This window comes from Rhodobacter sp. (assembly GCA_020637515.1).
GTDB lineage: Bacteria > Pseudomonadota > Alphaproteobacteria > Rhodobacterales > Rhodobacteraceae > Pararhodobacter.
This window is the reverse complement of the sequence record JACKKG010000001.1, coordinates 2,887,901-2,909,257: the sequence shown is the minus strand read 5'-3', so window position 1 is coordinate 2,909,257 and position 21,357 is coordinate 2,887,901. Positions and strand designations below refer to the sequence as shown.

Sequence of the window (21,357 nt, the reverse complement as noted above, 5' to 3'; positions counted from 1 at the left end):
TTTGTTATTGGCCCGCCAGCGTTTTTGAGTCGGGCCATGTTTTTTTTGAAGCTTGGCAATATTCTTTCAACCTCGCAAGATGAAAACCGCCCTGTTATGCAGTTGTAGAATTTGGCTTTCGCGCTGCCCCGGCTTGATCGCAAGCCCTGCGCAGGCCGCCCCGGTGCCGTCGTGACGTGACGTCACACCGGGTTGCGGAGGGGGTGACGGGGGCCTTGACGCTGTGCGCTCGGCGCGGCGAGGATGCACCCCATGCGCCGACGCGCGCCGACCCCGTCGGCTTTCAACCGGAGAAGACCATGCCCCAGACCCCGACGCTGACGACCCGCGAGATCCTTGCCAGGCTGATCGCGTTCCCGACCGTCAGCCGCGACACCAACCTGCCGCTGGTGGATTGGGTTCAGGACTATCTGGCCGGGCACGGCATCGCCAGCCAGCGGGTGATGTCGCCTTGCGGTACCAAGGCGCATCTCTTTGCCGGCATCGGCCCGGACGCTCCCGGCGGCGTGGCGCTGTCGGGGCACACCGATGTGGTGCCGGTCGATGGGCAGAACTGGTCCAGCGACCCGTTCGAAATGGTCGAACGCGACGGCAAGCTCTACGGACGGGGCACCTGCGACATGAAGGGCTTCGACGCCATGGCCATCGCCGCCATGGTCAAGGCCAAGGACGCGCCCCTGAAGCGCCCTCTGCAACTGGCGCTCAGCTATGACGAAGAGGTCGGCTGCATGGCCGTCGTGGAGCTTGTCGAGGCGCTCAAGGCGTCGGACCTGCCGCGCGCGGAATCGGTCATCGTGGGCGAACCGTCGATGATGAAGGTCGTGACCGGCCACAAGGGCGGCACCGGCTTCTGGGTGCATATCGAAGGGTTCGAGGTCCATTCCTCGTTGCAGCCCTATGGCGTCAGCGCGATCCACGAGGGGGCGCGGCTGATCCAGTGGGCGAACGACATGAACGACGCGATGGCGGCGGCGGAACCCAGCGTGCTGGCGGCCCCCTTCGATCCGCCCTATTCGACGCTGCACGTGGGCACCATCAGCGGCGGCACGGCGAACAACATCACGGCAAAGACCTGCGATTTCATGCTGGGCGTGCGCGCGGTGCCGGGCGAAACCGGATGGGCGGACAAGATGCTGGCCGCCGGGGCCGAACTGGACGCGCGGATCAAGAAGATCCGCCCCGAGGCCGGCGTGACCATGACCCCGGCCTTTGGGGTGCCGCCCCTGACCCCTGAGGACGACGGCCCGGCCGAGGCCCTGGCCCGCCGCCTGACCGGCGACAACGGCCTGCATGTCGTCAGCTACGGCACCGAGGGCGGGCAGTTCCAGGTGCGCGGCTATTCGGCCGTGATCTGCGGGCCGGGCGACATCGCCCAGGCGCACCAGCCCGACGAATTCCTGGAGGTGTCGCAACTGGCGGCGGGCGATGCCTTCATGGACAAGCTGATCGCCGATCTCTGCCAATGAGCCGAATCCTGCTGATCGAGAATTTCGACGACGGTCCCGAACCGGACCGCGTGCGGATGTTCCTGGACCGGACGGGGCGTGACTACCGCGTGATCCGCCCCCATGCGGGCGACGCGGTGCCGCGCTCGGCCGCAGGGTTCGACGCGGCCGTGATCTATGGCGGCGCGCAGGAAATCTACCAGACCGACCTCTATCCCTATCTCGCGGACGAACACGCATTCGCCGCCGACGCGGTGGCGCGGGACGTGCCGCTTCTGGGTCTGTGCCTGGGGGCGCAGTGCATCGCCTGGGCGCATGGCGCCGATGTGCGCCCGCACCCGCAGGGGGTCAAGGAATTCGGCTATTACGACCTCACCCCGACCGAGGCCGGGGCGGCGCTGTTCCCCGGACCCGTGGTCATGCCGCAATGGCACGGCCATGGGTTCGACCTGCCCGAGGGCGCGACGCGGCTCGCGTCGAGCGCGCTCTATCCCAACCAGGCGTTCCGGCTGGGTTCGGCCTGGGCGTTCCAGTTCCACCCCGAGGTGACGGCCGCGCGGATGCGCCGCTGGCAGGCCCATCCGATGGCGCCCTGGGATGCGCCCGGCGCGCAGGATCGGGACGAACAGGACCGGCGGCTTGCGACCGCGGACGCGGCCATCGACCGCTGGTTCATGGCGTTTCTCGCGCGGTTCTTCGTGTGAGCGACTTTCCCTTTCACCCCGGCGCCGGGGTCGAGCATCAGGGACCGCTGCCGGCCGCCGCCGACGTGGTCGTGATCGGCGGCGGCATCGCGGGCGTGTCGGCGGCCTGGGAACTGGCGGGGCAGGGGCTGTCGGTGGTGCTGTGCGAAAAGGGCCGCGTCGGCGCCGAGCAATCGGGCCGCAACTGGGGCTGGATCCGCACCCAGGGCCGCGATCCGGCCGAGATCCCGCTGGCGCTGGAGGCCCGGCGCCTGTGGGCGCGCTGGTCCGACCGGCTGGGCCCCGGGCTGGGCTTTCGGCGCGTCGGCGTGACCTATCTGGCGCGGACCCCGCGCGACGCGGCCGCCCATGCCGACTGGCTGGTCCATGCGCGGGCCCACGGGCTGGACAGCCGGATGCTGACGCGCGCGCAAACCCGGGCGCTGATCCCCTCGGCCGCCGATTGGTGCGGGGCGCTGCACACCGCCAGCGACTGTGGTGCGGAACCCTGGGTCGCGGTGCCGATGATCGCGCGGACGGTGGCGCAGGCCGGGGTCACGATCCGCGAGGGTTGCGCGGTGCGGGCCCTCGACATCGCCGCCGGCCGCGTCGCCGGAGTCGTGACCGAGGCCGGGCGCATCCGCTGCGACGCGGTGGTGCTGGCGGGCGGGGCGTGGTCGTCATTGTTCCTGCGCGCGCACGGCGTGGCGCTGCCACAGCTGGCGGTGCTGTCCTCGGTCGCGGCGACCGGGGCCCTGGATGCGCCCTTCGACGGCGCGGCGGTGGACGACGCCTTTGCGGTCCGGCGGCGCGCCGACGGTGGCGTTACGCTGGCACCCGGGGCCTCGCATGGGATGCACCTGGGGCCCGACGCCCTGCGCCACGCCCGCGCTTTCGCGACGGTCCTGCGCGCAAGCTGGCGTTCGACGCGGCTGCGGCCCGCCGCGCCGCGCGGCTTTCCCGACGCCTGGACCACGCCGCGCCGCTGGGACGCGGATCGCCCCGGCCCGTTCGAGCGGATGCGCACCCTCGATCCCGCACCGGACGCCCGCGCCCTCATGGCCGCGACCATCGCCTTTGGCCGCGCCTTTCCCGCCCTGGGCCGGCCGCCGCTGCGCGCGACCTGGGCGGGTATGATCGACACCATGCCCGATGTCGTGCCGGTCCTGGACAGGGTGGCCGCGCTTCCGGGGCTCACGCTGGGCACCGGACTGTCCGGGCATGGGTTCGGCATCGGTCCCGCCGTGGGCCGGGTGCTGGCGGATCTGGTCACGGGGCGCGGCGCGGCGCACGACCTGCATCGCTTCCGGCTGGCCCGGTTTTCGGACGGCAGCCGCCTGACGCCGGGTCCGGCGTTGTGAGGGGGCTTGCTCTCGGGCCCGGAACGGACCAACTTCACAGGTGAACCAAAGACCAGGGAGAGCTTCATGCCCGTTCGCAACCGTCTCGCCGAGATGCACCCCGAAATCACCGCCTGGCGCCGCGATCTGCATGAGCATCCCGAACTGCTCTACGATCTGCCCCGCACCTCGGCGCTGGTGGCACGGCGCCTCGAGGCCTTCGGCTGCGACGAGGTCGTGCCGGGGATCGGGCGCTCGGGCGTGGTCGGGGTCATCCGGGGGCGTCGGACGGATTCGGGCAAGGTCACGCTGTTTCGCGCCGACATGGACGCGCTGCCGATCAACGAGATCACCGGCCTCGATTTTGCGTCCAAGACCGAGGGCAAGATGCACGCCTGCGGCCATGACGGGCACACGGCGATCTTGCTGGGCGCGGCCAAATACCTGGCCGAGACGCGCAACTTCGACGGCACGGTGGTCCTGGCCTTTCAGCCCGCCGAAGAGGGCGGCGCCGGCGGCAAGGCGATGGTCGATGACGGTCTGATGGACCGCTGGGGTGTGCAAGAGGTCTATGGCCTGCACAACATGCCCGGCCTTCCGACCGGCAGTTTCGCGATCCGCGAGGGCGCGCTGCTGGCCTCGGCTGACGAATTCACGGTCACGGTCACCGGCCGCGGCGGGCACGCGGCGGTGCCGCATATGGCGATCGACACCACGCTGGTCGCCAGCCACATCGTCGTCGCGCTGCAATCCATCGTCGCGCGCAACATGGACCCGTTGGGCGCGGTGGTGGTGACGGTCGGCAGCTTTCACACCGATTCGGTCGCTTCGAACGTGATCGCCCACACCGTCACGTTGCAGGGCACGGTGCGCACGCTCGATCCCGCGCTCAGGCAACTGGCGCATGACCGGATCATGGACCTGGTGCCGGCCACCGCGCAGGCCTATGGCGCGACCGCCGAGATCCGCTACGACTGGGGCTATCCCGTCACCGTCAACCACCCCGAACAGACCGCCTTTGCCGCCGATTGCGCCGAAGAGGTCGCCGGTGCCTGCGATCGCAACGTGAAACCCGCCATGCCGGCCGAGGATTTCGCCTATATGCTCGAGGCCCGGCCCGGCGCCTACATGCTGCTGGGCAACGGGGACACGCCGATGTGCCACCACCCGGCCTATCGATTCGACGACGACGCCATCCCGGCGGGATGCAGCTGGTTCGTCACCCTCGCCGAACGCCGTATGCCACTGGAGTAACCGACATGGCCGTCAAGAACCGCATTGCCGACATGCAGCCCGAAATCGCCGCCTGGCGGCAGGACCTGCATGCCCATCCCGAACTCCGGTTCGATTTGCCCCGCACCACCGCCAAGGTGGCCGGCTTGCTGCGCGAATTCGGCGTGGACGAGGTGACCGAGGGCGTGGGCCAATCCGGTATCGTCGCCGTCATCAAGGGGCGGCGGACCGATTCGGGCCGCGTTCTGGGCTTTCGCGCCGATATGGACGCGCTGCCGATCCTGGAAGCGACCGGGGCCGACTATGCCTCGACCCACGCGGGCAAGATGCACGCCTGTGGCCACGACGGGCACACGGCGGTGCTGCTGGGCGCGGCGAAATACCTGGCCGAGACGCGCAATTTCGACGGCACCGTGGTGCTGGCCTTTCAGCCCGCCGAAGAAGGCGGCGGCGGGGCCCGTGCCATGGTCGCGGACGGCCTGATGGATCGCTGGGGCATTCAGGAGATCTATGGCCTGCACAACTTCCCCGGCATCCCCGTCGGGCAGTTCGCAATCAAGGAAGGTCCGATGCTGGCGGCCGCGGACTTTTTCGAGATCACCGTGCGCGGCAAGGGCGGCCACGGCGCGCAACCCCATGTCAGCGTCGATTCCACGCTGGCCGGCGCGGCGATCGTCATGGCGATGCAGCAGGTCGTGTCGCGCAATGTCGATCCCTTGCAGCCCGCGGTCGTGTCGATGACCGGCTTCCAGACCGAAACCCAGGCGCATAACGTGATTCCCGCCTCGGCCAAGCTGACGGGCACGGTGCGCACATTCCACGTTCCGACCAAGGAGCTGGTGCGCGACCGCATGAAGGCGATCGCCGAATCGACCGCCGCCGCCTATGGCGCCGAGGTCGATTTCGCCTATTTCGACGGTGTCCTGCCGACCATCAACGCGGCCGACCCGACCGATTACGCCCGCGCCGCCGCCGAGGCGGTGACCGGCCAGGCACCGCTGGACCTGCCGCCGTCGATGGGGGGCGAGGATTTCTCGGAAATGCTGGCCGAGCGCCCCGGCGCCTTCATCATCCTGGGCAACGGCCCCTCGGCCGACCTGCACCACCCCGAATACAACTTCAATGACGAGGCGATCCCCGCGGGATCGAGCTGGTTCGCGACCCTCGCGGAACAGCGGATGCCCTTGTCGAACTGAGCCCGGAGGACCCCATGCCCGTCAAGAACCGCTTTGCCGAACTGTTGCCCGACATCACCGCCTGGCGCCGTGACTTCCACGAGAATCCCGAACTGCTGTATGACACCCACCGCACCGCCAGCATCGTCGCCGAGAAGCTGCGCGCTTTTGGCCTGGACGAGGTGACCGAGGGGATCGGCCGCACCGGCGTCGTGGGCGTGATCCGGGGCAAGGCGAACACCTCGGGCAAGGTGATCGGCCTGCGCGCCGACATGGACGCGTTGCCGATCTTCGAGGCCTCGGGCGTCGAGCACGCCTCGAAAACGCCGGGCAAGATGCACGCCTGCGGCCATGACGGCCACACCGCGATGCTGCTGGGCGCCGCGCAATACCTGGCCGAGACGCGCAATTTCGACGGCACCGTGGTGGTGATCTTTCAGCCCGCCGAAGAAGGCGGCGCGGGCGGCAAGGCCATGTGCGACGACGGTCTGATGGACCGCTGGGGCATCCAGGAGGTCTATGGCATGCACAACATGCCTGGCCTTCCGGTGGGTCAGTTCGCGATCCGCGAGGGCGCGTTCTTTGCCGCGACCGACGTGTTCACGATCAAGCTCGAGGGCAAGGGCGGCCACGCCGCGAAACCGCAGGACACGGTCGATACCACCGTGGTCGCCGCGCAACTGGTCAGCGCGCTGCAAACCATTGCCAGCCGCAACCACGACCCGATCCGCCATCTGGTGGTGTCCGTCACCTCGTTCCGGACGGAAAGCGAGGCCTACAACGTGATCCCGCAGCACGTCGAGCTGCGCGGCACGGTGCGGACGATGGACGCCGCGACCCGCGCGCTGGCCGAAACGCGGATCAAGGCGATCACCGAGGGCCTGTGCGCCGCGTTCGGCGCGACGGCGCAGGTCGATTATGTGAACGGCTACCCGGTGATGGTGAACAGTCCCGAACAGACCGCCTTTGCGGCGCGCGTGGCCGAGAAGGTCGCGGGCGGGTGCGCGCCCGCGCCGATGGTCATGGGTGGCGAGGATTTCGCCTATATGCTCGAGGAACGGCCCGGCGCGTACATCCTTGTCGGCAATGGCGACACCGCGATGGTGCATCACCCGGCCTATGATTTCGACGACAACGCCATTCCCGCGGGGTGTTCGTGGTGGGCCGAGATCGTCGAACAGCGCATGCCCGCCTAGCAGAGTGGTGCGGTCGGGGGGCTGCCGCCCCCCGAACCCCCAGCTTCAAGGGGGGCACGCCCCCCTTGAAAATCCCCGTGCGCGCGCGGGACGGGGTGGGGGCATTGTGGTGCGGGAGCTCAGGGTGGCGGCTTTGTCGCAGCGCGCAGGCGCTCGACCCGGGTCGTCAATTCCGAGAGCACGGCCGCCCGGCCAAAGGCCCGGGCTGCCGCCGGGCGTTGGCGCAGCCAGTCCGCCGTCACCAGGGCGAGTTGCTGGTTGAGGCGGCGGTGCTGGGATTCGGTCCAGCGACGGTGCACCAGGCGGGCCTGCACCAGCGCCGGGTCGGTGTCGTCGGCGTCGAGCGGGGCCTCGGTCCGTTTCAGCGCATCGACCGCGGATTGCAGCCGGGCGCGCGACTGTGCCACACCCGCCAGCCGCGCCAGTTCGGCGTCGCGCTTCATCGCCGCCAATTGCGCCAGTCTGGCCAGCGCCGCGGGATCCGGCCTCGGGCTCATCGCGGACGCCGCGGCGGATGTTGCGCGCGCGCCTTGCCGCGCATGGTCTCGGCGAAACGGATCGCGGCGGCCACGGGGGCGTAGTGTTCGGGCGCGATCTCGGCGCCGATCGCGACCGTGGCATGGAGGGCCCGGGCCGTCGGGGGGTCCGAATGGATCGGCACGCCGGCCTCGGTCGCGGCGGTGCGGATGCGGGCGGCGATCTCGTCGGCGCCCTTGGCCACGCAGACCGGGGCCCCCTTGCTCTCGGGCGTCCAGCGCAGGGCCACGGCGTAGTGCGTCGGGTTGACGATGACCACGGCGGCGCGCGGCACCTCGGCCAGCATCTGGTTGGTGGCGATTTCCGTCGCCCGCTGGCGCCTTTGCTGCTTCATGTGGGGATCGCCCTCGGATTCCTTGTGATCCTCGCGGGCTTCCTGGTGGCTCATGCGCTGACGGCGCCGGTGGTCGAAAACCTGCCAGAGATAGTCGAGCCCGCCGATCACCACCATGATGAGCACCACGAGGCCCAGAAATTCGCCCATGAGTTGCAGCATCTCGACGCTGGCCTGTCCCGGGCTCTGGCTCATCGTGGCGATCAGCCGGGGAAGGCGCAGGGCCAGAAAGATCCATAGAAGGCTGGCGTAAATCCCCAACTTCACAACGCTTTTCGCGAATTCCACCAACCCCGAAACGCCGAACTTGTTGCGCGCGTTCGCCAGAGGCGAGAGGCGCGACAGTTTCGGCATCAGCTTGTCCGGGGCCAGCACCAGGCCACGCAGGGCGATCAGCGCCGCCAATGCCAGAAGGCCGGGGATCACCAGCACCGGCGCCATGGCCCGCGCCGTGGCGCCCAGCACGCTGCCCGCCATCGCCGTGCCGCCCCCCAGCAGAGCCGGGCCCAACGCGTCTGCCCGGTCGAGCAAGGCCATGCCCATCGTGCCCAGCCGAGGCGGCACCCAGCCGCCCGGCAGCAGGGTGAGGGCCAGGAACCCGGCCATGGCGGCGGCGGCGGTCACATCGGCGGTGCGTGGCAGGTCACCCTTGCGCCGCGCCTCGTCGAGCTTGCGCTGCGAGGCTTCGTGCGGGCGGTCGGCGCCGTCATCCTCGGCGCTCATGGTGCGGCGACCGGATTGGCCAGCACCGCCGACAAGGCCGGCGCCCACAGGGTGAACATCAAGGGCGCGGTCAGCACCAGCAGGGCCAGCCCGCCCAGCGTCAACGCCGGCGCGCCGACAAAGAACACCATGAGTTGCGGCATCGCCCGGTTGATCGCGCCCAGGGCCAGATTGTAGAGCCCGGCCCCGATGACGAAGGGCGCGGCCAGCGAAAACGCCAGCGCGAAGGCGTGCGCGACCCGGGTCGTTCCCCAGGTCGCGAGCGCCGACGGGGTGGGCCAGTGGCCGGGCGGGAACAGGTCATAGGACAGCACCAGCAGCGCCGCCAACCGCTCGGGCAGACCCGCAATGGCCGCCAGCGCAAGCCCGCCCACGACCAGAAGATGGGCGATCGCCGGTTGCGGATCGACGCCCGCGCCGCCGAACGCCTGCGAGAACGAGGTCGCCTGCGCGGCCATGGTGCCGGCCATCTGCAACGCCATGATCAGGAACCGCAGGGCCAGCCCCAGCATCAGGCCGACAAGGGTTTCCTGCATGAGGAACAGCGCGACGGGAATCGGCGCAGGCTGCGGCACGGGAACCGCGCCGACCACGGCCGGGGCGACGACGGCGGTCATCGCCAGCGCCGCGACCAGGCGGATGCGCACCGGGATCGCGCGTTCGCCCAACACCGGGGCCAGGGCAAAGACCGGGCCGACGCGGGCAAAGACCAGCCCGCCGCCGGCCAGCCATGCCTGCGCCTGCTCCAGGAGCGCGCTCAACGCGGCGATCAGATCGGGGGTCATGCCGCAACCTGCCCGACCAGGGCGGGGCGGGCCTCCATGCCGATTTCCTCGAAGGCGAGGACCGGCGCCGGCACGTCGCGCGCCGCCATGACCGTGCGCAGGAACCGTCGCCGGCGCGCGGGCGAGACCAGCGCCGCCTGCGTGCCCTTGTCGGCGAGATCGGCAAAGGTCTGGGCGAGGGCGTTCGCGAGCTTGCCGAAATCGGCCGGCGGCAGGGCGATGTCCGTGCCGCCGCGTTCGCCCTCGATCTGGTAGCGGGCAAAGGTATCCTCCCACTCCGGGGCGAGCTGCACCAGCGGCAGGGTGCCGTCCGCGCGTTTCAGCCCGGCGACCAGCTGAAAGCCCAGCCGCTGCCGGACATGGTCGCACACGGCCTCGGGCGACATCTGCTGGACCCGCAATTCGGCGATGGATTCCAGGATCATCGGCAGATTGCGGATCGACACCCGCTCATCCAGCAAGAGCCGCAGCACGGACAGCAGCAGGTCCACGGGGACCTTGTCGGGGATCAATTCGTCGATCAGGCGGCGGTTGGCCTCGGCCCGGCGGGGATCGGTCAGTTGCGTCATCTCGTCCAGCATCCGCCTGAGCCCCCGCAGCGACAGCAGCCGCGCGAAATTGGTTTTCAGCACCTCGAGCAGATGGGTCGCCAGAACCTCGGCCGGGCCGACCACGGTCAACCCGTCCAGCGCCGCGGCTTCCTCGTCCGCGGGGGCGATCCAGCGCGCGGGGGCGGCGAAGACCGGCTCGTGCACGTCCAGACCGTCCAGCCCGGGGGGCGTGCGCCCCCCGTCCGGCAGCAGCGCGAGGCGACGATCGGGGTGCAGGCGGTCGCGCGCCTGTTCGACGCCCTGCACCAGGATGGCGTATTCGCCGGGCCTGAGGGCAGGGTCGTCGGTGAGCCGGATCTCGGGCAGGATCAGGCCGAAATTCCGGGCGATATGGTTGCGCATGTTGACGATCCGCGCATCGAGCCCGGTGGCCGGGTCCAGCACCATCGGCACCAGGTCGGGCGCAAAGGTCACGTGAATCTCGTCGAGGTCCAGCACATCGCCCAGCGTCGCCAGTTTCGCGACCGGCGCATCGTCGATCGGGTCGTCGGGACGGGTGGCGTGGCGATGGGCGAACCAGCCGGCGGTGCCCAGGATGGCGGCGCCGGCCACAAAAGGCAGGAAGGGCAGGCCCGGCACCAGCGCGAACAGGGCCATGAGAAGCGCCACGGTGACCAGCGCCGCCGGGTAGCGACCAAGCTGCGCCATCAGGGCCGTATCGGTCGCGCCGTTCGCGCCGCCCCGCGCCAGCAGCAGCGCCGCCGCGATCGAAATGATGACCGCCGGGATCTGGCTGACCAGCCCGTCGCCAACGGTGAGGATGGCATAGGTTTCAAAGGCTTCGCCGATGGGCATCCCGTGCACGAGCGTTCCCATCAGCAGGCCGAAGACGATGTTCATCGAGGTGATCAGCAACCCCGCGACCGCGTCGCCCTTGACGAACTTGGACGCCCCGTCCAGCGATCCGAAAAAGGTCGTTTCCTGTTGCTCGCGCTCGCGCCTGGCCTTGGCCTCGGCGTGGGAGATGGCGCCGGCGGCCATGTCGGCGTCGATCGCCAGTTGCTTGCCGGGCATCCCGTCCAGCGCAAAGCGCGCGCCGACCTCGGCCATGCGGCCGGCGCCCTTGGTGATGACGATGAAATTGACGATCAGCAGCACGCTGAACACCACGACCCCAAGGAACACGCTGCCGCCCATGATGAAGCTGGCGAACCCCTGGATCACCGATCCCGCCGCTTGTGGCCCGGTATGGCCCTGGCCGATTATCAGCCGGGTCGAGGATACGTTGAGCGACAGGCGCAACATCAGCGAGGCCAGCAGAACGGTCGGAAAGATCGAGAAGTCGAGCGGCCGTTCGATGAACAGCGTGATGGTGAACATCAGGATCGCCAGCGCGAACGAGGCCGCCAGTCCGATGTCCAGCATCCACGACGGCATCGGCAGGATCATCATGACGATGACCGCCATCAGCGCCAGGGCGAGCAGCACGGTGGGTTGGAACAGGCGCGCGGCGGAAAAGGTCATGGGCGGATCTCGAACAGCGGTCGGGCCGGGGGCAGGGTGGCGGGCACCAGCGAGGCGCCCGGGGCGATCGCGTCGGGGCCGACGCCATGGCCCGAAGGATCGGCGCGGGCCATCAACAGCGGGTAGGCGTTGGCCCGCGCGAGGCCGGTGTCGGGGGCGGTGCCCGTCCGTGCGGCGGGTTGCAGGACCGGGCGGGGACCCGTGCGCGGGCTGGCGCGGGCATCGGCCCGGGCATCGGTTGCGTTGAGGCGGGCGCGCACCGCGGCGAAGCGGGTGCGGTAGCGGGCGGCGTGCTGGGGGGTGCGGGAATGGTAGGCACCGGCCGCCGCCTCCCACGAGCCGAACTCGGCATGCAGGGCGGCAAGGTGGCGGGCGGCGTAGCGCGCGGCGGTGAGGGGATCCAGAAGATCCTCGGGCCGGGTGAATTCCTGGCCGTGCCAGCGCCAGTTGATCTGAAAGCACCCCAGGTCGAACAGGCGCTGGCCGCGGTCCAGCAACTGGCGCGCGAATGTCCGGGCCTCGTCGCGGGTGGCGAACCAGTGGCCTCGCCCCTCGGCATTGGCGGTCCAGGGCCAGGGGCGCAGGCGACCGCCCTGCATCCGCCCGGTTTCCGTCAGCGCGATCGCCTGCAACACGTCCACCGGCACGCCGGTTTCCCGTGCGGCCCGGCTGGCGGCGGCTTCGCACAGTTCGGGCCCCTGTGCCCAGGCGGGCAAGGCGGTCAGCCAGAGCAGCACGAACAGCAGGCGAAAGAGTGTCATGGCCGACTCCGTGTCTTTGCCCGACCCTAGCGGAAAGAGGGTTTATGAAGTGTTGACGCCGGCCGGTTTGTCCCCGGTCAAGGTGCGCGCATGCCATCCGTGGCAGAGTCCCGACACATCGAAAGGAGGCACCCATGACACAGATTGCATCCCTGGCCGCCGCGCTTGCCCTGGCGCTGTCCGCCGCCCCCGCGCTGGCGGGTGACTGCACGGGCCATGTGACCGGCGTGCGGCCGTTGAGCCAATACAACCATGCCGCCGGGAACGGGTTCCTGGCGGTGCGCAGCGGGCCGGGCAGCCAGAACACGCAGATCGGCGAGCTGTATCTCGGTGACGAGATTTCGGTCTGGGATCGCAGCGGCGGCTGGTATCGGGTTCAGTGCATGAGCGGGCGGTGCATGCAGCCGCTTTGGGGGGCGCCGTCGCCGAACGGCTGGGTCTCGGGTCGGTATCTGAGCATCGGCGGCGTCTGCCCCTGAGCGCCGGCGCCGGCACGACCCTCTTGTGGAAAAACCGCATTTCAGGCAAAAGGGGGGTGCGACGTTATCTCTATCGACTCTGCCTTGTCTTCCCGGACACCCGCGCATTCGATCCCGATTTGACTGCGCCGGGCTGTCGCATTCCGTGGGCAGCATCAAGACAGGAGTTCTCACGATGGCCAACGGCACCGTGAAATGGTTCAATGCCACCAAGGGTTATGGCTTCATCCAGCCCGAAGGCAGCTCGAAGGACGTGTTCGTGCACATCACCGCGCTGGAGCGCGCCGGCCTGCGCGGCCTGGACGACGGCCAGAAGGTCACCTTTGACCTGGAAACCAGCCGCGACGGCCGCCAGTCGGCGACCAACCTCGCGCTGGCCTGATCGGCACGCCGATTGACGAAAGGGCGGCCCCCTGGGCCGCCCTTTTGCATGGCGCCGGGGCAGATAACGCGGCCGTTAACGCGGCCTCGGTCACTTTCGCTTGACACCGCGCCCCCGGTTTCGAAGGTAGGGCCTCACGGGTCTGGGAGGCCCGTCTCCGATCACCGGCGCCCTATGACGGGCCGCCCTCAGACAACGGAACCGGCATGTCCCTTGCCTTGATCGCGGCACTACCTTTCCTGGGCGCCCTTCTGCCTGGCCTGATGATCCGCGCGGGCCGCAACACCTGCGCGACGATCACCTTTTCGGTGACGGGCCTGGCGCTGATCGGCCTGTTGATGAACGCCCCCGCCGTGCTGCGCGGCGAGGTCCTGACCGAGGGCTACACCTGGCTTCCGGCGCTGGGGCTCAACGTCAACTTCATGCTGGACGGGCTGGGGTTCCTGTTCGCCCTGCTGATCCTGGGCATCGGGCTGCTGATTATCGCCTATGCACGGTTCTACCTGTCGAAATCCGATCCGATGGGCAATTTCTACACCTATCTGCTGTTGTTCCAGGGTGCGATGGTGGGCATCGTTCTGTCCGACAACATCCTGCTTTTGCTGATCTTCTGGGAGCTGACCTCGTTGTCGTCGTTCCTGCTGATCGGCTTTTGGCGGCATCTGCCCGAGGGGCGGCAGGGCGCGCGCATGGCGCTGACGGTGACCGGGTTGGGCGGGCTGGCGATGATCGGCGGAATGCTGATCCTGGGGCAGATCGCGGGCAGCTACGACATCCACGTGATTCTGACGCGGGGCGAGGCGATCCGGCAATCCGACCTCTACCTGCCCGCGCTGCTGCTGATCCTGCTGGGCGCGTTCACCAAATCCGCGCAGTTCCCGTTCCATTTCTGGCTGCCGCACGCGATGGCGGCGCCGACGCCGGTCTCGGCGTATCTGCATTCGGCGACGATGGTGAAGGCCGGGTTGTTCCTGATGGCGCGGCTGTGGCCGGTGCTGTCGGGCACGCCGGAATGGACCTGGCTGGTCGCCGGGGCGGGGCTGGTCACGATGGTGCTGGGCGCCGTGATCGCGCTGTTCAAGGACGACCTGAAGGCGCTGCTGGCGTTCTCGACGGTCAGCCACCTGGGGCTCATCACCTTCCTTCTGGGTCTGGGCACCGAATACGCCGCGATCGGCGCGGTGTTCCACATCATCAACCACGCGACCTTCAAGGCGGCGCTGTTCATGACCGCCGGTATCGTCGATCACGAGGCCGGAACGCGCAACCTGCGGCTGTTGGGCGGGCTGCGCCGGCTGATGCCGGTGACCTTCACCATCGGCACCGTGGCGGCGCTTTCGATGGCGGGGATTCCGCTGTTCAACGGGTTCCTGTCAAAGGAAATGATGCTCGAGGCCGCGCATGATACCGGCACCTGGATCGCCGTGGCGGCGACGCTGGGGGCGGTCTTCTCGGTCGCCTATGCGCTGCGATTCGTGGCGCACACCTTTCTGGGGCCCGAGCGCACCGACTATCCCGGCCATCCGCACGACCCGCCCTTTGGCCTGTGGGCCCCGCCGGCGCTGCTGGCGGTGCTGGTGGTCGTCATCGGGCTGTTCCCGCAGCAGACCGTGGGCCATCTGGTCGCGGTGATCGCGGGCGCGGTCACTGGGGGGCATCCGCATGTGCACCTGGCGCTGTGGCACGGTGTCACGCCCGCGCTGATCATGTCGGGCATCGCGGTGGCGGCGGGCTTTGTGTTGCTCATGCTCCAGCGGCCGCTGGCGCCGCTCTGGGATGCCGCGCCCCGACCCGAGGCCAAGGCGATCTTCGACGGCATCGTCAACCCGCTGGCGCGCGGCGCGACGGCGCTGACCGATACGCTGCACGATGGCGCGATCTCGCGCTATCTGGGCATCTTCTCGGTCGTGGTGGTGGCCTATGGGGCCTGGGCCTTTCTGGGCGGCGACTTTGCCCCCGGCACCCGGCCGCTGCTGCCGGTCGGTCCGGTCGAGCTGATCTTCTTCACGCTGGTGATGGTGGCGACGGCGGGGGTGGTGCTGGTGCACCGGATGCGCTTTGTCTCGCTGATCGTGATCTCGATCTGCGGGCTGGTGGTGTCGATGACCTTCGTGCAGTTCTCGGCCCCCGACCTGGCCCTGACGCAGCTCACGGTCGAGGTGGTGACGATCATCCTGCTGCTATTGGCGCTGAACTACCTGCCCAAGGAAACCCCGGTGGAATCGGGGGCGTTCCGGCGCTGGCGTGACGGCGCGATTGCGCTGGTCGCGGGCGGCGGGATCGGCGGGCTGGCCTATGCGATCCTGACCCGCGACATGAGCCTGCCGACGATCGCCGACTATCACATCGCCAATTCCTATACCGGGGGCGGGGGCAACAACGTCGTCAACGTGATCTTGGTGGATTTCCGCGGCTTCGACACGATGGGCGAGATCAGCGTGCTGGGCATTGCCGCGCTCATCATCTTCGCCCTGGTCGAGGTGATCCTGCGCGGCCCGGCCTCGCGCCGGTTGCTGAACTGGCAGCCCGACATGCCCCAGGCCCATGACCGCCACCCGCTGATGATGGTGGTCGCGACCCGCGTCGCGCTGCCGATCGCGCTGACGGTCGGGGTCTACATCTTCCTGCGCGGGCACAACCAGCCGGGCGGCGGGTTCATCGCCGGGCTGGTCGTGGCAATCGCGCTGCTGATGCAATACATGGCCTCGGGCTTTGCCTGGAGCCAGGCGCGCCAGCGGTTCGCCTATCACGGGATGATTTCGCTGGGGGTGCTGATCGCGGTGTTGACCGGCACCACCAGCCTGGTGTTGGGCTGGAACTTCCTGACCTCGACCAATGTGCATGTGCACGTCTGGCCGCTGGACGACATCCACCTGGCCAGCGCCGCGGCGTTCGATCTGGGGGTGTTCCTGACGGTGATCGGCGCGGTGATGCTGGCGCTGGCCAGCCTCAGCCGGATCGGCTTGCGGGCGGGCGAGGGGATCAACCTGACTGCGGCCGACATCGACCCGATGATCGAACGCAGCCCGACGATCGACGCCGAGACCCGGCGCGAGACCGGGGAGGAGCGCTGACATGGAACTGCTCGTCGCCATCGCCATCGGCGCCATGACCGCGGCAGGGGTCTATCTGCTGCTCAGGCTCAGGACGTTTCCGGTCGTTCTGGGGCTGTCGATGCTCAGCTACGCGGTCAACGTGTTCATCTTTGCCTCGGGGCGGTTGCTGGCCGGCGCGCCACCGATCCTGGGCGCGGCCGAGGTCATGACCGACCCGTTGCCGCAGGCCCTGGTGCTGACCGCGATCGTCATTTCCTTTGGCATGACGGCGCTGGTCGTCATCATGGCGCTGGGCAGCTACCTGAACGCCGGCACCGACGCCATCGACATCGAGAAACCGGGCGAAGACCCGGATCACGCGCAATAAAGGGGCGACGGGATGGAACACTGGATCATTGCCCCCATCGTCGTGCCCGCCATCGTAGGCCCCATGATCGGCCTGACGATGCGCCACGACCGGCTGTTGCAGCGCGTCGCCGGCCTGACGTCCAGCGCGGTCCTGGTTGCGCTGACGCTGGCGCTGCTGGTCGCGGCGGCGAACGGCACCGTCGAAAGTTACGAACTGGGCTCGTGGCCGGCGCCCTTCGGCATCGTGCTGGTTCTGGACCGGCTCAGCGCGTTGATGGTCGCGCTGACGGCGGTGCTGGGCCTGATCGTGCTGGCCTATGCGGTGGCCACCGGCTGGGACCAGAGGGGGCGCAATTTTCACGCGCTCTATCAGTTCCAGCTGATGGGACTGTTCGGCGCGATGCTGACCGGTGACATCTTCAACCTGTTCGTGTTCTTCGAGATTCTGCTGATCGCGTCCTATGGCCTGATGACCCACGCAGGCGGGCGGATGCGGCTGCGCGGCGGCGTGCAATACGTCATCTTCAACCTGGCGGGATCGACCCTGTTCCTGTTCGCGCTGGGCACGCTCTATGCGGTGTTCGGGTCGCTCAACATGGCCGACCTGGCCGAGCGCGCGCAGATGCTGCCGGCGGGCGATGCGGCGCTGGTCCGGGTGACGGCGGCGCTGCTGCTGCTGGTCTTCGTGCTGAAAGGCGCGCTGATCCCGGTGCATTTCTGGCTGCCCAACACCTATGCGCTGGCGCCCGCGCCGGTGGCGGCGCTGTTCGCGGTGATGACCAAGGTCGGCGCCTATGCCGTGCTCCGCGTCTACACGCTGATCTTCCCCGACACGCTGCCGGCCATGGACGGGCTGGTCGCCGGCGTGCTGGTGCCGGCGGCGCTGGTCACCTTGAGCGTCGGCATGATCGGCGTGCTGGGCGGGCGGACGCTGGCGCGCATCGCCGCCTTTGCCGCCATCGGGTCGATGGGGACCCTGTTTCTGGCCATCGGCACCTTCACCGAGACGGCGACCGCGGCGGCGCTCTATTACCTGATCCATTCCACGCTGACGGCGGGGGCGATGTTCCTGGTCGTCGATCAGGTGCGCGCGCGGCGCGGCAATTCGGCGCTGAGCCCACAGGCCCCGATGCCGGGCGGCGGGCTGGTCGCGGCGTTCTTCTTCCTGGCGGCCATTGCCGCCGTCGGGATGCCGCCCTTGTCCGGCTTTCTGGGCAAACTGATGATCCTGGACGCGATCCGCGACCAGTCCTGGTGGGTCTGGGGCTGGGCGCTGGTGCTGGGCACCTCGCTGATCGCGCTGGTGGGCTATGCGCGGGCGGGCTCGGCGCTGTTCTGGAAACCCTTTGACAACGCCGCCCCCGTGGCCGACGATTTCACCCCCGAGGACGGGGCCCTGTCCGGTTGGGGGCAGGCGGCGTTGGGGGTGCTGATCGCGCTGATCGTGGCGCTGACGGTCCTGGCGGGTCCGGTTTCGCGCTATGCCCGGGCCACCGCCGCGCAGCTTTATACGCCCGAGGCCTATATCGACGCGGTTCTGGGCACGCCGCAAGAGCGCGCCGCACGGGCCGCGCGCGAGCAGGCCCTGGCCGACCAGGTTCACGGCGCCGATCATGCCGCTCCGGCCCATAGCGCCACGCAAGAGGGACACTGAGATGCTCAAGCGCCTCTTTCCCCACCCGCTGCTGTCCCTGGCCCTGGCCGCGACCTGGCTATTGCTGGTGAACTCGGTGGCGATCAACTCGCTGGTCTTCGCGGCCCTTCTCGGGTTGGCGATCCCCGCCGTCACGCGGCCCTATTGGCCCGACATGCCGCGCCTCGGTCGGCCGCTGTTGGTGGCGCAATACGTGGTCGTGGTGATCTACGACATCGTCAAGGCCAACATCGACGTGGCGCTGATCGTGCTGTTCAAGCCCCGGCGCGACCTGCGCCCCGCCTGGGTCTGCGTGCCGCTGGAAATCCGCGCCGCCGAGGCGATCACCGTGCTGGCCGGCACCATCACCCTGACGCCGGGCACCGTCAGTTGCGACCTGTCCGAGGATGGTCACGCGATCCTGGTCCATTGCCTGCACGCGCCCGACCCCGATGCCGTGCGCGACGACATCAAGGCCCGCTACGAACGCCGCCTGAAGGAGATCTTCGAATGATCCTCTATGCTTTGAGCTTCGCCATCGGCTGCTTTGCCCTGGGCCTGCTGCTGAACCTGTGGCGGGTGGTCAAGGGGCCGCAGGCCAGCGACCGGATCCTGGCGCTGGACACCATGACCATCAACGCGATCGCCCTGCTGATCCTGCTGGGAATTGCGCTGGGTTCGGCGATCTTCTTCGAGGTGTCGATGTTGTTTGCGTTGGTCGGTTTCATCTCGACCGTCAGCTATTGCCGCTTCCTGTTGCGCGGCGACATCATCGAGTGAGGGGATAACGCCATGACCGACTTGCCGCTCTGGGCCGAAATTTCCGTCAGCGTGTTCCTGGTCATCGCAGGGGTCTTCGGGCTGATCGGCTCGTATGGTCTGGTGCGCCTGCCGGACCCGATGACGCGCTTGCACGCCCCGACCAAGGCGACGACGCTGGGGGTGGGCGGCGTGTTGATCGCCTCGATGCTGTTCGTCTATGCGACCGAGGGGCGGGTCTCGTTGCACGAACTGCTGATCGCGCTGTTCCTGTTTCTCAGCTCGCCCATCACCGCGCTGTTCATCGCCAAGGTTCACCTGCACCTGCGCGAGGACCAGTCCGCCCTGCCGCAACCCGGCGATGGCATGGGGTGGGCGGGCTACACCGTCCAGACCCCGGCGCGCGGCGTGCGCGAATCGCTGGACGAGGACGACGACACCGCAGAAAGCCGCTGACCGCGCGGCCCTGACGGTTTCGACATCGGGCGAATCGGTGTAGAAGGGTCCGCTGCCGCGCCCGGGGTGCGCGGCGCGCTGTGACAGGGTGAGTTCGGGTGTGGGATGCGCAAGCGATTGACGACCTGACCGAGGCGGTGGTGACGCGGCTTCTGGTTCACGGCGAGCCGGCGCGCGTGATCGCCGTGGACCTGGCGGCCGAGCTGGCGCAGGTTCGTCCCGGCTTGCCCGCCCTGTCGCTGGCCTTGCCCTTTGCGCTGGCCGCCGGTGCGATCGAAGAGATGCTGGGCGCCGGCCAGCAGGCGCGCCGCGCCGCGCGCGATGCCTGGCGGGTCAGTGCGTTGATCGGAATCGAGGTTCTGGGCCTGCGCCAGCAAGGCGACGAAACGATCGCCGGTCTCTGGGCCCAGTGGCGGGCGGGTGACGAAGTCTTTGGCCCCGCCGGCACCGCGCAACCCGGGGTCCCGGGTCCCGAGATCCCCTGACCCGGGCGCCAGCCGTCAGCCGGCGGCCGGAACGCGAACAGGCCCCGTTCCGGGGGCCTGCCGCACGCGTTGCATCGCGCTGTCAGCGCGCCTTGAGCAGATCGCGGATTTCTGCCAGCAGATCTTCCTGCGTCGGGCCCGCGGGCGCGGCGGGGGCCTCGGGGGCGACCTCTTCCTCGCGCTTGGCGGCATCCTTGAGGGTGTTCACGGCCTTGACCATCAGAAACACCACCCAGGCGACGATCAGGAAGTTGATGACCGCCATCAGGAAAGCGCCATAGGCAAAGACCGAGGCCCCGGCCTCGCGCGCGGCGGCCAGCGAGGCGTCGGCCGGCACATCCCCGGCCAGGACGACATACTGGTTGGTAAAGTCGATGCCGCCGGTAAACAACCCGATGATCGGATTGATCAGGTCGCCCACCAGCGAGGTGACGATGGCCGTGAAGGCCGCGCCGATGATGATCCCCACGGCCATGTCCATGACATTGCCGCGGGCGATGAAGGTCTTGAATTCGTTGAACACGCCTTGTCCCTTTATCCCTGTCTTCCCCCCTTGACGGAGGCGCGACGGAACGCGCCTTGAACCCCCCGGGCGAAGCTGGTTTACCTTTCCGTATCGCGAACAATGCCTGCGCGCGCCTTCAAATCAAGGTGAAACTCGTGCGCCCATTCCCCGGAGCCTGACATGTCCGACGCTTTCGATCATCCCGTCACCCGCCGCTGGCCCGCGCAACACCCCGACCGGCTGCAACTGTATTCGATCCCCACGCCCAATGGCGTCAAGGTCGGCGTCATGCTGGAGGAAACCGGCCTTCCTTATGAAGGGCACCGGCTGAGCTTTGCGGACAACGACCAGTTCACGCCGGAATTCCTGGCCCTCAATCCGAACAACAAGATCCCCGCGATCCTGGATCCCGACGGTCCGGGCGGCCAACCCCTGGCGCTGTTCGAAAGCGGCGCGATCCTTGTCTATCTGGCGGAAAAGACGGGAAAATTCCTGTCAACGGACCCGGTCCTGCGGTTGCAGACGCTGCAATGGCTGATGTGGCAGATGGGGGGCGTGGGGCCGATGTTCGGGCAGTTCGGCTATTTCCACGCCTTCGCCGGCAAGGAGATCGAGGACCGCCGCCCGGTCGAACGCTACCGCGCCGAGACCGAGCGCCTGCTCAAGGTCCTGGATGGTCAGCTCGAAGGGAAAGACTGGATCGTTGGCGACTATTCGATCGCCGACATCGCCGTCGGCCCCTGGGTGCGCACGCTGATGACACATTACAAGGCCGCCGATCTTGTGGGCTGGCAGGCGCTGCGAAACGTGCCCGCCTGGTACGAGCGGTTCCTGGCGCGCCCGGCGGTGCAGCGGGGCGTGACGGTTCCGGCCGAATCCTGATCTCGTGTCTGATCGTTCAGTCGAAACTGAACATTCCGCTTGAATCGCCCGCCGCCGCGTGCGAGGAAGCCACACCGCCCGCGCG

22 protein-coding genes are annotated in these 21,357 nt (G+C 68.7%); 16 read left to right on the top strand and 6 right to left on the bottom strand.

All coding sequences use genetic code 11. The annotated features are described in order from the left end of the window. Window positions 1–299: 299 nt before the first annotated feature. The 6 genes from argE to H6900_14185 all read left to right on the top strand — a co-directional run bounded on the left by argE (window position 300) and on the right by H6900_14185 (window position 7,072). Window positions 300–1,466: an acetylornithine deacetylase gene (argE, locus tag H6900_14210; GenBank protein ID MCC0074435.1), complete on the top strand. Its 1,167-nt coding sequence runs from the start codon at window positions 300–302 to the stop codon at window positions 1,464–1,466. Continuing rightward, window positions 1,463–2,149 carry a glutamine amidotransferase gene (locus H6900_14205; GenBank protein MCC0074434.1) on the top strand — a complete coding sequence of 229 codons (687 nt, stop codon included), beginning with the start codon at window positions 1,463–1,465 and terminating at the stop codon, window positions 2,147–2,149. The genes argE and H6900_14205 overlap by 4 nt, the downstream gene beginning before the upstream one ends. Before the next feature lie 47 nt (window positions 2,150–2,196). Beyond that, the gene (locus tag H6900_14200; GenBank protein MCC0074433.1) at window positions 2,197–3,489 is read left to right on the top strand and encodes an FAD-binding oxidoreductase; all 1,293 of its coding nucleotides are present in this window, start codon (window positions 2,197–2,199) and stop codon (window positions 3,487–3,489) included. 66 nt (window positions 3,490–3,555) lie between these two features. Further along, window positions 3,556–4,722, top strand: a complete 1,167-nt coding sequence (locus H6900_14195) for an amidohydrolase (protein MCC0074432.1) — start codon at window positions 3,556–3,558, stop codon at window positions 4,720–4,722. A gap of 5 nt (window positions 4,723–4,727) precedes the next feature. After that, on the top strand, window positions 4,728–5,897 hold the full coding sequence (locus H6900_14190) for an amidohydrolase (GenBank protein MCC0074431.1): 1,170 nt from the start codon (window positions 4,728–4,730) through the stop codon (window positions 5,895–5,897). Window positions 5,898–5,911: 14 nt separating this feature from the next. Then, the gene (locus H6900_14185; protein MCC0074430.1) at window positions 5,912–7,072 is read left to right on the top strand and encodes an amidohydrolase; all 1,161 of its coding nucleotides are present in this window, start codon (window positions 5,912–5,914) and stop codon (window positions 7,070–7,072) included. A 119-nt stretch (window positions 7,073–7,191) separates the two neighbouring features. Here H6900_14185 and H6900_14180 read toward each other — a convergent pair whose 3' ends face one another. From H6900_14180 to H6900_14160, 5 genes are read right to left on the bottom strand one after another with little or no spacing between them, the layout of a single operon-like run. Next, on the bottom strand, window positions 7,192–7,569 hold the full coding sequence (locus H6900_14180) for a hypothetical protein (GenBank protein ID MCC0074429.1): 378 nt from the start codon (window positions 7,567–7,569) through the stop codon (window positions 7,192–7,194). Beyond that, window positions 7,566–8,666 carry a flagellar biosynthesis protein FlhB gene (locus tag H6900_14175; protein ID MCC0074428.1) on the bottom strand — a complete coding sequence of 367 codons (1,101 nt, stop codon included), beginning with the start codon at window positions 8,664–8,666 and terminating at the stop codon, window positions 7,566–7,568. The genes H6900_14180 and H6900_14175 overlap by 4 nt, the downstream gene beginning before the upstream one ends. Next, window positions 8,663–9,451 carry a flagellar biosynthetic protein FliR gene (locus H6900_14170; protein ID MCC0074427.1) on the bottom strand — a complete coding sequence of 263 codons (789 nt, stop codon included), beginning with the start codon at window positions 9,449–9,451 and terminating at the stop codon, window positions 8,663–8,665. The genes H6900_14175 and H6900_14170 overlap by 4 nt, the downstream gene beginning before the upstream one ends. Further along, complete coding sequence (gene flhA, locus H6900_14165) at window positions 9,448–11,526, bottom strand: flagellar biosynthesis protein FlhA (GenBank protein MCC0074426.1); 2,079 nt, start codon at window positions 11,524–11,526, stop codon at window positions 9,448–9,450. The genes H6900_14170 and flhA overlap by 4 nt, the downstream gene beginning before the upstream one ends. After that, complete coding sequence (locus tag H6900_14160; protein MCC0074425.1) at window positions 11,523–12,287, bottom strand: transglycosylase SLT domain-containing protein; 765 nt, start codon at window positions 12,285–12,287, stop codon at window positions 11,523–11,525. Before H6900_14160 ends, flhA begins: the two co-directional genes overlap by 4 nt. A 134-nt stretch (window positions 12,288–12,421) precedes the next feature. Here H6900_14160 and H6900_14155 point away from each other — a divergent pair, with 134 nt between their 5' ends. From H6900_14155 to H6900_14115, 9 genes are all read left to right on the top strand, one after another. After that, on the top strand, window positions 12,422–12,766 hold the full coding sequence (locus H6900_14155; GenBank protein MCC0074424.1) for an SH3 domain-containing protein: 345 nt from the start codon (window positions 12,422–12,424) through the stop codon (window positions 12,764–12,766). A gap of 175 nt (window positions 12,767–12,941) precedes the next feature. After that, window positions 12,942–13,148, top strand: a complete 207-nt coding sequence (locus H6900_14150; protein ID MCC0074423.1) for a cold-shock protein — start codon at window positions 12,942–12,944, stop codon at window positions 13,146–13,148. Window positions 13,149–13,354: 206 nt separating this feature from the next. After that, on the top strand, window positions 13,355–16,222 hold the full coding sequence (locus tag H6900_14145; GenBank protein MCC0074422.1) for a monovalent cation/H+ antiporter subunit A: 2,868 nt from the start codon (window positions 13,355–13,357) through the stop codon (window positions 16,220–16,222). Between the two features lies 1 nt (window position 16,223). Next, on the top strand, window positions 16,224–16,571 hold the full coding sequence (locus H6900_14140; GenBank protein ID MCC0074421.1) for a Na+/H+ antiporter subunit C: 348 nt from the start codon (window positions 16,224–16,226) through the stop codon (window positions 16,569–16,571). Window positions 16,572–16,583: 12 nt separating this feature from the next. Beyond that, entirely contained in the window at window positions 16,584–18,206 is a 1,623-nt protein-coding gene (locus H6900_14135; protein MCC0074420.1) for a monovalent cation/H+ antiporter subunit D, read from the top strand. 1 nt (window position 18,207) lies between these two features. Further along, window positions 18,208–18,699 (top strand): Na+/H+ antiporter subunit E, encoded by a 492-nt coding sequence (locus tag H6900_14130; GenBank protein MCC0074419.1) that lies wholly within the window; start codon window positions 18,208–18,210, stop codon window positions 18,697–18,699. Then, entirely contained in the window at window positions 18,696–18,965 is a 270-nt protein-coding gene (locus H6900_14125; protein ID MCC0074418.1) for a K+/H+ antiporter subunit F, read from the top strand. The genes H6900_14130 and H6900_14125 overlap by 4 nt, the downstream gene beginning before the upstream one ends. A 12-nt stretch (window positions 18,966–18,977) precedes the next feature. Continuing rightward, window positions 18,978–19,400 (top strand): Na+/H+ antiporter subunit G, encoded by a 423-nt coding sequence (locus tag H6900_14120; protein ID MCC0074417.1) that lies wholly within the window; start codon window positions 18,978–18,980, stop codon window positions 19,398–19,400. 98 nt (window positions 19,401–19,498) lie between these two features. Then, window positions 19,499–19,885 (top strand): hypothetical protein, encoded by a 387-nt coding sequence (locus H6900_14115; protein MCC0074416.1) that lies wholly within the window; start codon window positions 19,499–19,501, stop codon window positions 19,883–19,885. 82 nt (window positions 19,886–19,967) lie between these two features. Here the strand turns inward: H6900_14115 and mscL are convergent, their stop codons facing one another. Next, complete coding sequence (gene mscL, locus H6900_14110) at window positions 19,968–20,408, bottom strand: large conductance mechanosensitive channel protein MscL (protein ID MCC0074415.1); 441 nt, start codon at window positions 20,406–20,408, stop codon at window positions 19,968–19,970. A gap of 162 nt (window positions 20,409–20,570) precedes the next feature. On the opposite strand from mscL, the gene H6900_14105 reads away from it, so the two are divergent. Further along, window positions 20,571–21,272, top strand: a complete 702-nt coding sequence (locus tag H6900_14105) for a glutathione S-transferase N-terminal domain-containing protein (GenBank protein ID MCC0074414.1) — start codon at window positions 20,571–20,573, stop codon at window positions 21,270–21,272. Window positions 21,273–21,357 lie beyond the last annotated feature (85 nt).

Bases quoted from the DNA above. Each gene is read 5' to 3' on its own strand.
- argE (MCC0074435.1), top strand. From the start codon at position 300: ATGCCCCAGACCCCGACGCTGACGACCCGCGAGATCCTTGCCAGGCTG.
- H6900_14205 (MCC0074434.1), top strand. From the start codon at position 1,463: ATGAGCCGAATCCTGCTGATCGAGAATTTCGACGACGGTCCCGAACCG.
- H6900_14195 (MCC0074432.1), top strand. From the start codon at position 3,556: ATGCCCGTTCGCAACCGTCTCGCCGAGATGCACCCCGAAATCACCGCC.
- H6900_14190 (MCC0074431.1), top strand. From the start codon at position 4,728: ATGGCCGTCAAGAACCGCATTGCCGACATGCAGCCCGAAATCGCCGCC.
- H6900_14185 (MCC0074430.1), top strand. From the start codon at position 5,912: ATGCCCGTCAAGAACCGCTTTGCCGAACTGTTGCCCGACATCACCGCC.
- H6900_14180 (MCC0074429.1), bottom strand. From the start codon at position 7,569: ATGAGCCCGAGGCCGGATCCCGCGGCGCTGGCCAGACTGGCGCAATTG.
- H6900_14175 (MCC0074428.1), bottom strand. From the start codon at position 8,666: ATGAGCGCCGAGGATGACGGCGCCGACCGCCCGCACGAAGCCTCGCAG.
- H6900_14170 (MCC0074427.1), bottom strand. From the start codon at position 9,451: ATGACCCCCGATCTGATCGCCGCGTTGAGCGCGCTCCTGGAGCAGGCG.
- flhA (MCC0074426.1), bottom strand. From the start codon at position 11,526: ATGACCTTTTCCGCCGCGCGCCTGTTCCAACCCACCGTGCTGCTCGCC.
- H6900_14160 (MCC0074425.1), bottom strand. From the start codon at position 12,287: ATGACACTCTTTCGCCTGCTGTTCGTGCTGCTCTGGCTGACCGCCTTG.
- H6900_14155 (MCC0074424.1), top strand. From the start codon at position 12,422: ATGACACAGATTGCATCCCTGGCCGCCGCGCTTGCCCTGGCGCTGTCC.
- H6900_14150 (MCC0074423.1), top strand. From the start codon at position 12,942: ATGGCCAACGGCACCGTGAAATGGTTCAATGCCACCAAGGGTTATGGC.
- H6900_14145 (MCC0074422.1), top strand. From the start codon at position 13,355: ATGTCCCTTGCCTTGATCGCGGCACTACCTTTCCTGGGCGCCCTTCTG.
- H6900_14140 (MCC0074421.1), top strand. From the start codon at position 16,224: ATGGAACTGCTCGTCGCCATCGCCATCGGCGCCATGACCGCGGCAGGG.
- H6900_14135 (MCC0074420.1), top strand. From the start codon at position 16,584: ATGGAACACTGGATCATTGCCCCCATCGTCGTGCCCGCCATCGTAGGC.
- H6900_14130 (MCC0074419.1), top strand. From the start codon at position 18,208: ATGCTCAAGCGCCTCTTTCCCCACCCGCTGCTGTCCCTGGCCCTGGCC.
- H6900_14125 (MCC0074418.1), top strand. From the start codon at position 18,696: ATGATCCTCTATGCTTTGAGCTTCGCCATCGGCTGCTTTGCCCTGGGC.
- H6900_14120 (MCC0074417.1), top strand. From the start codon at position 18,978: ATGACCGACTTGCCGCTCTGGGCCGAAATTTCCGTCAGCGTGTTCCTG.
- H6900_14105 (MCC0074414.1), top strand. From the start codon at position 20,571: ATGTCCGACGCTTTCGATCATCCCGTCACCCGCCGCTGGCCCGCGCAA.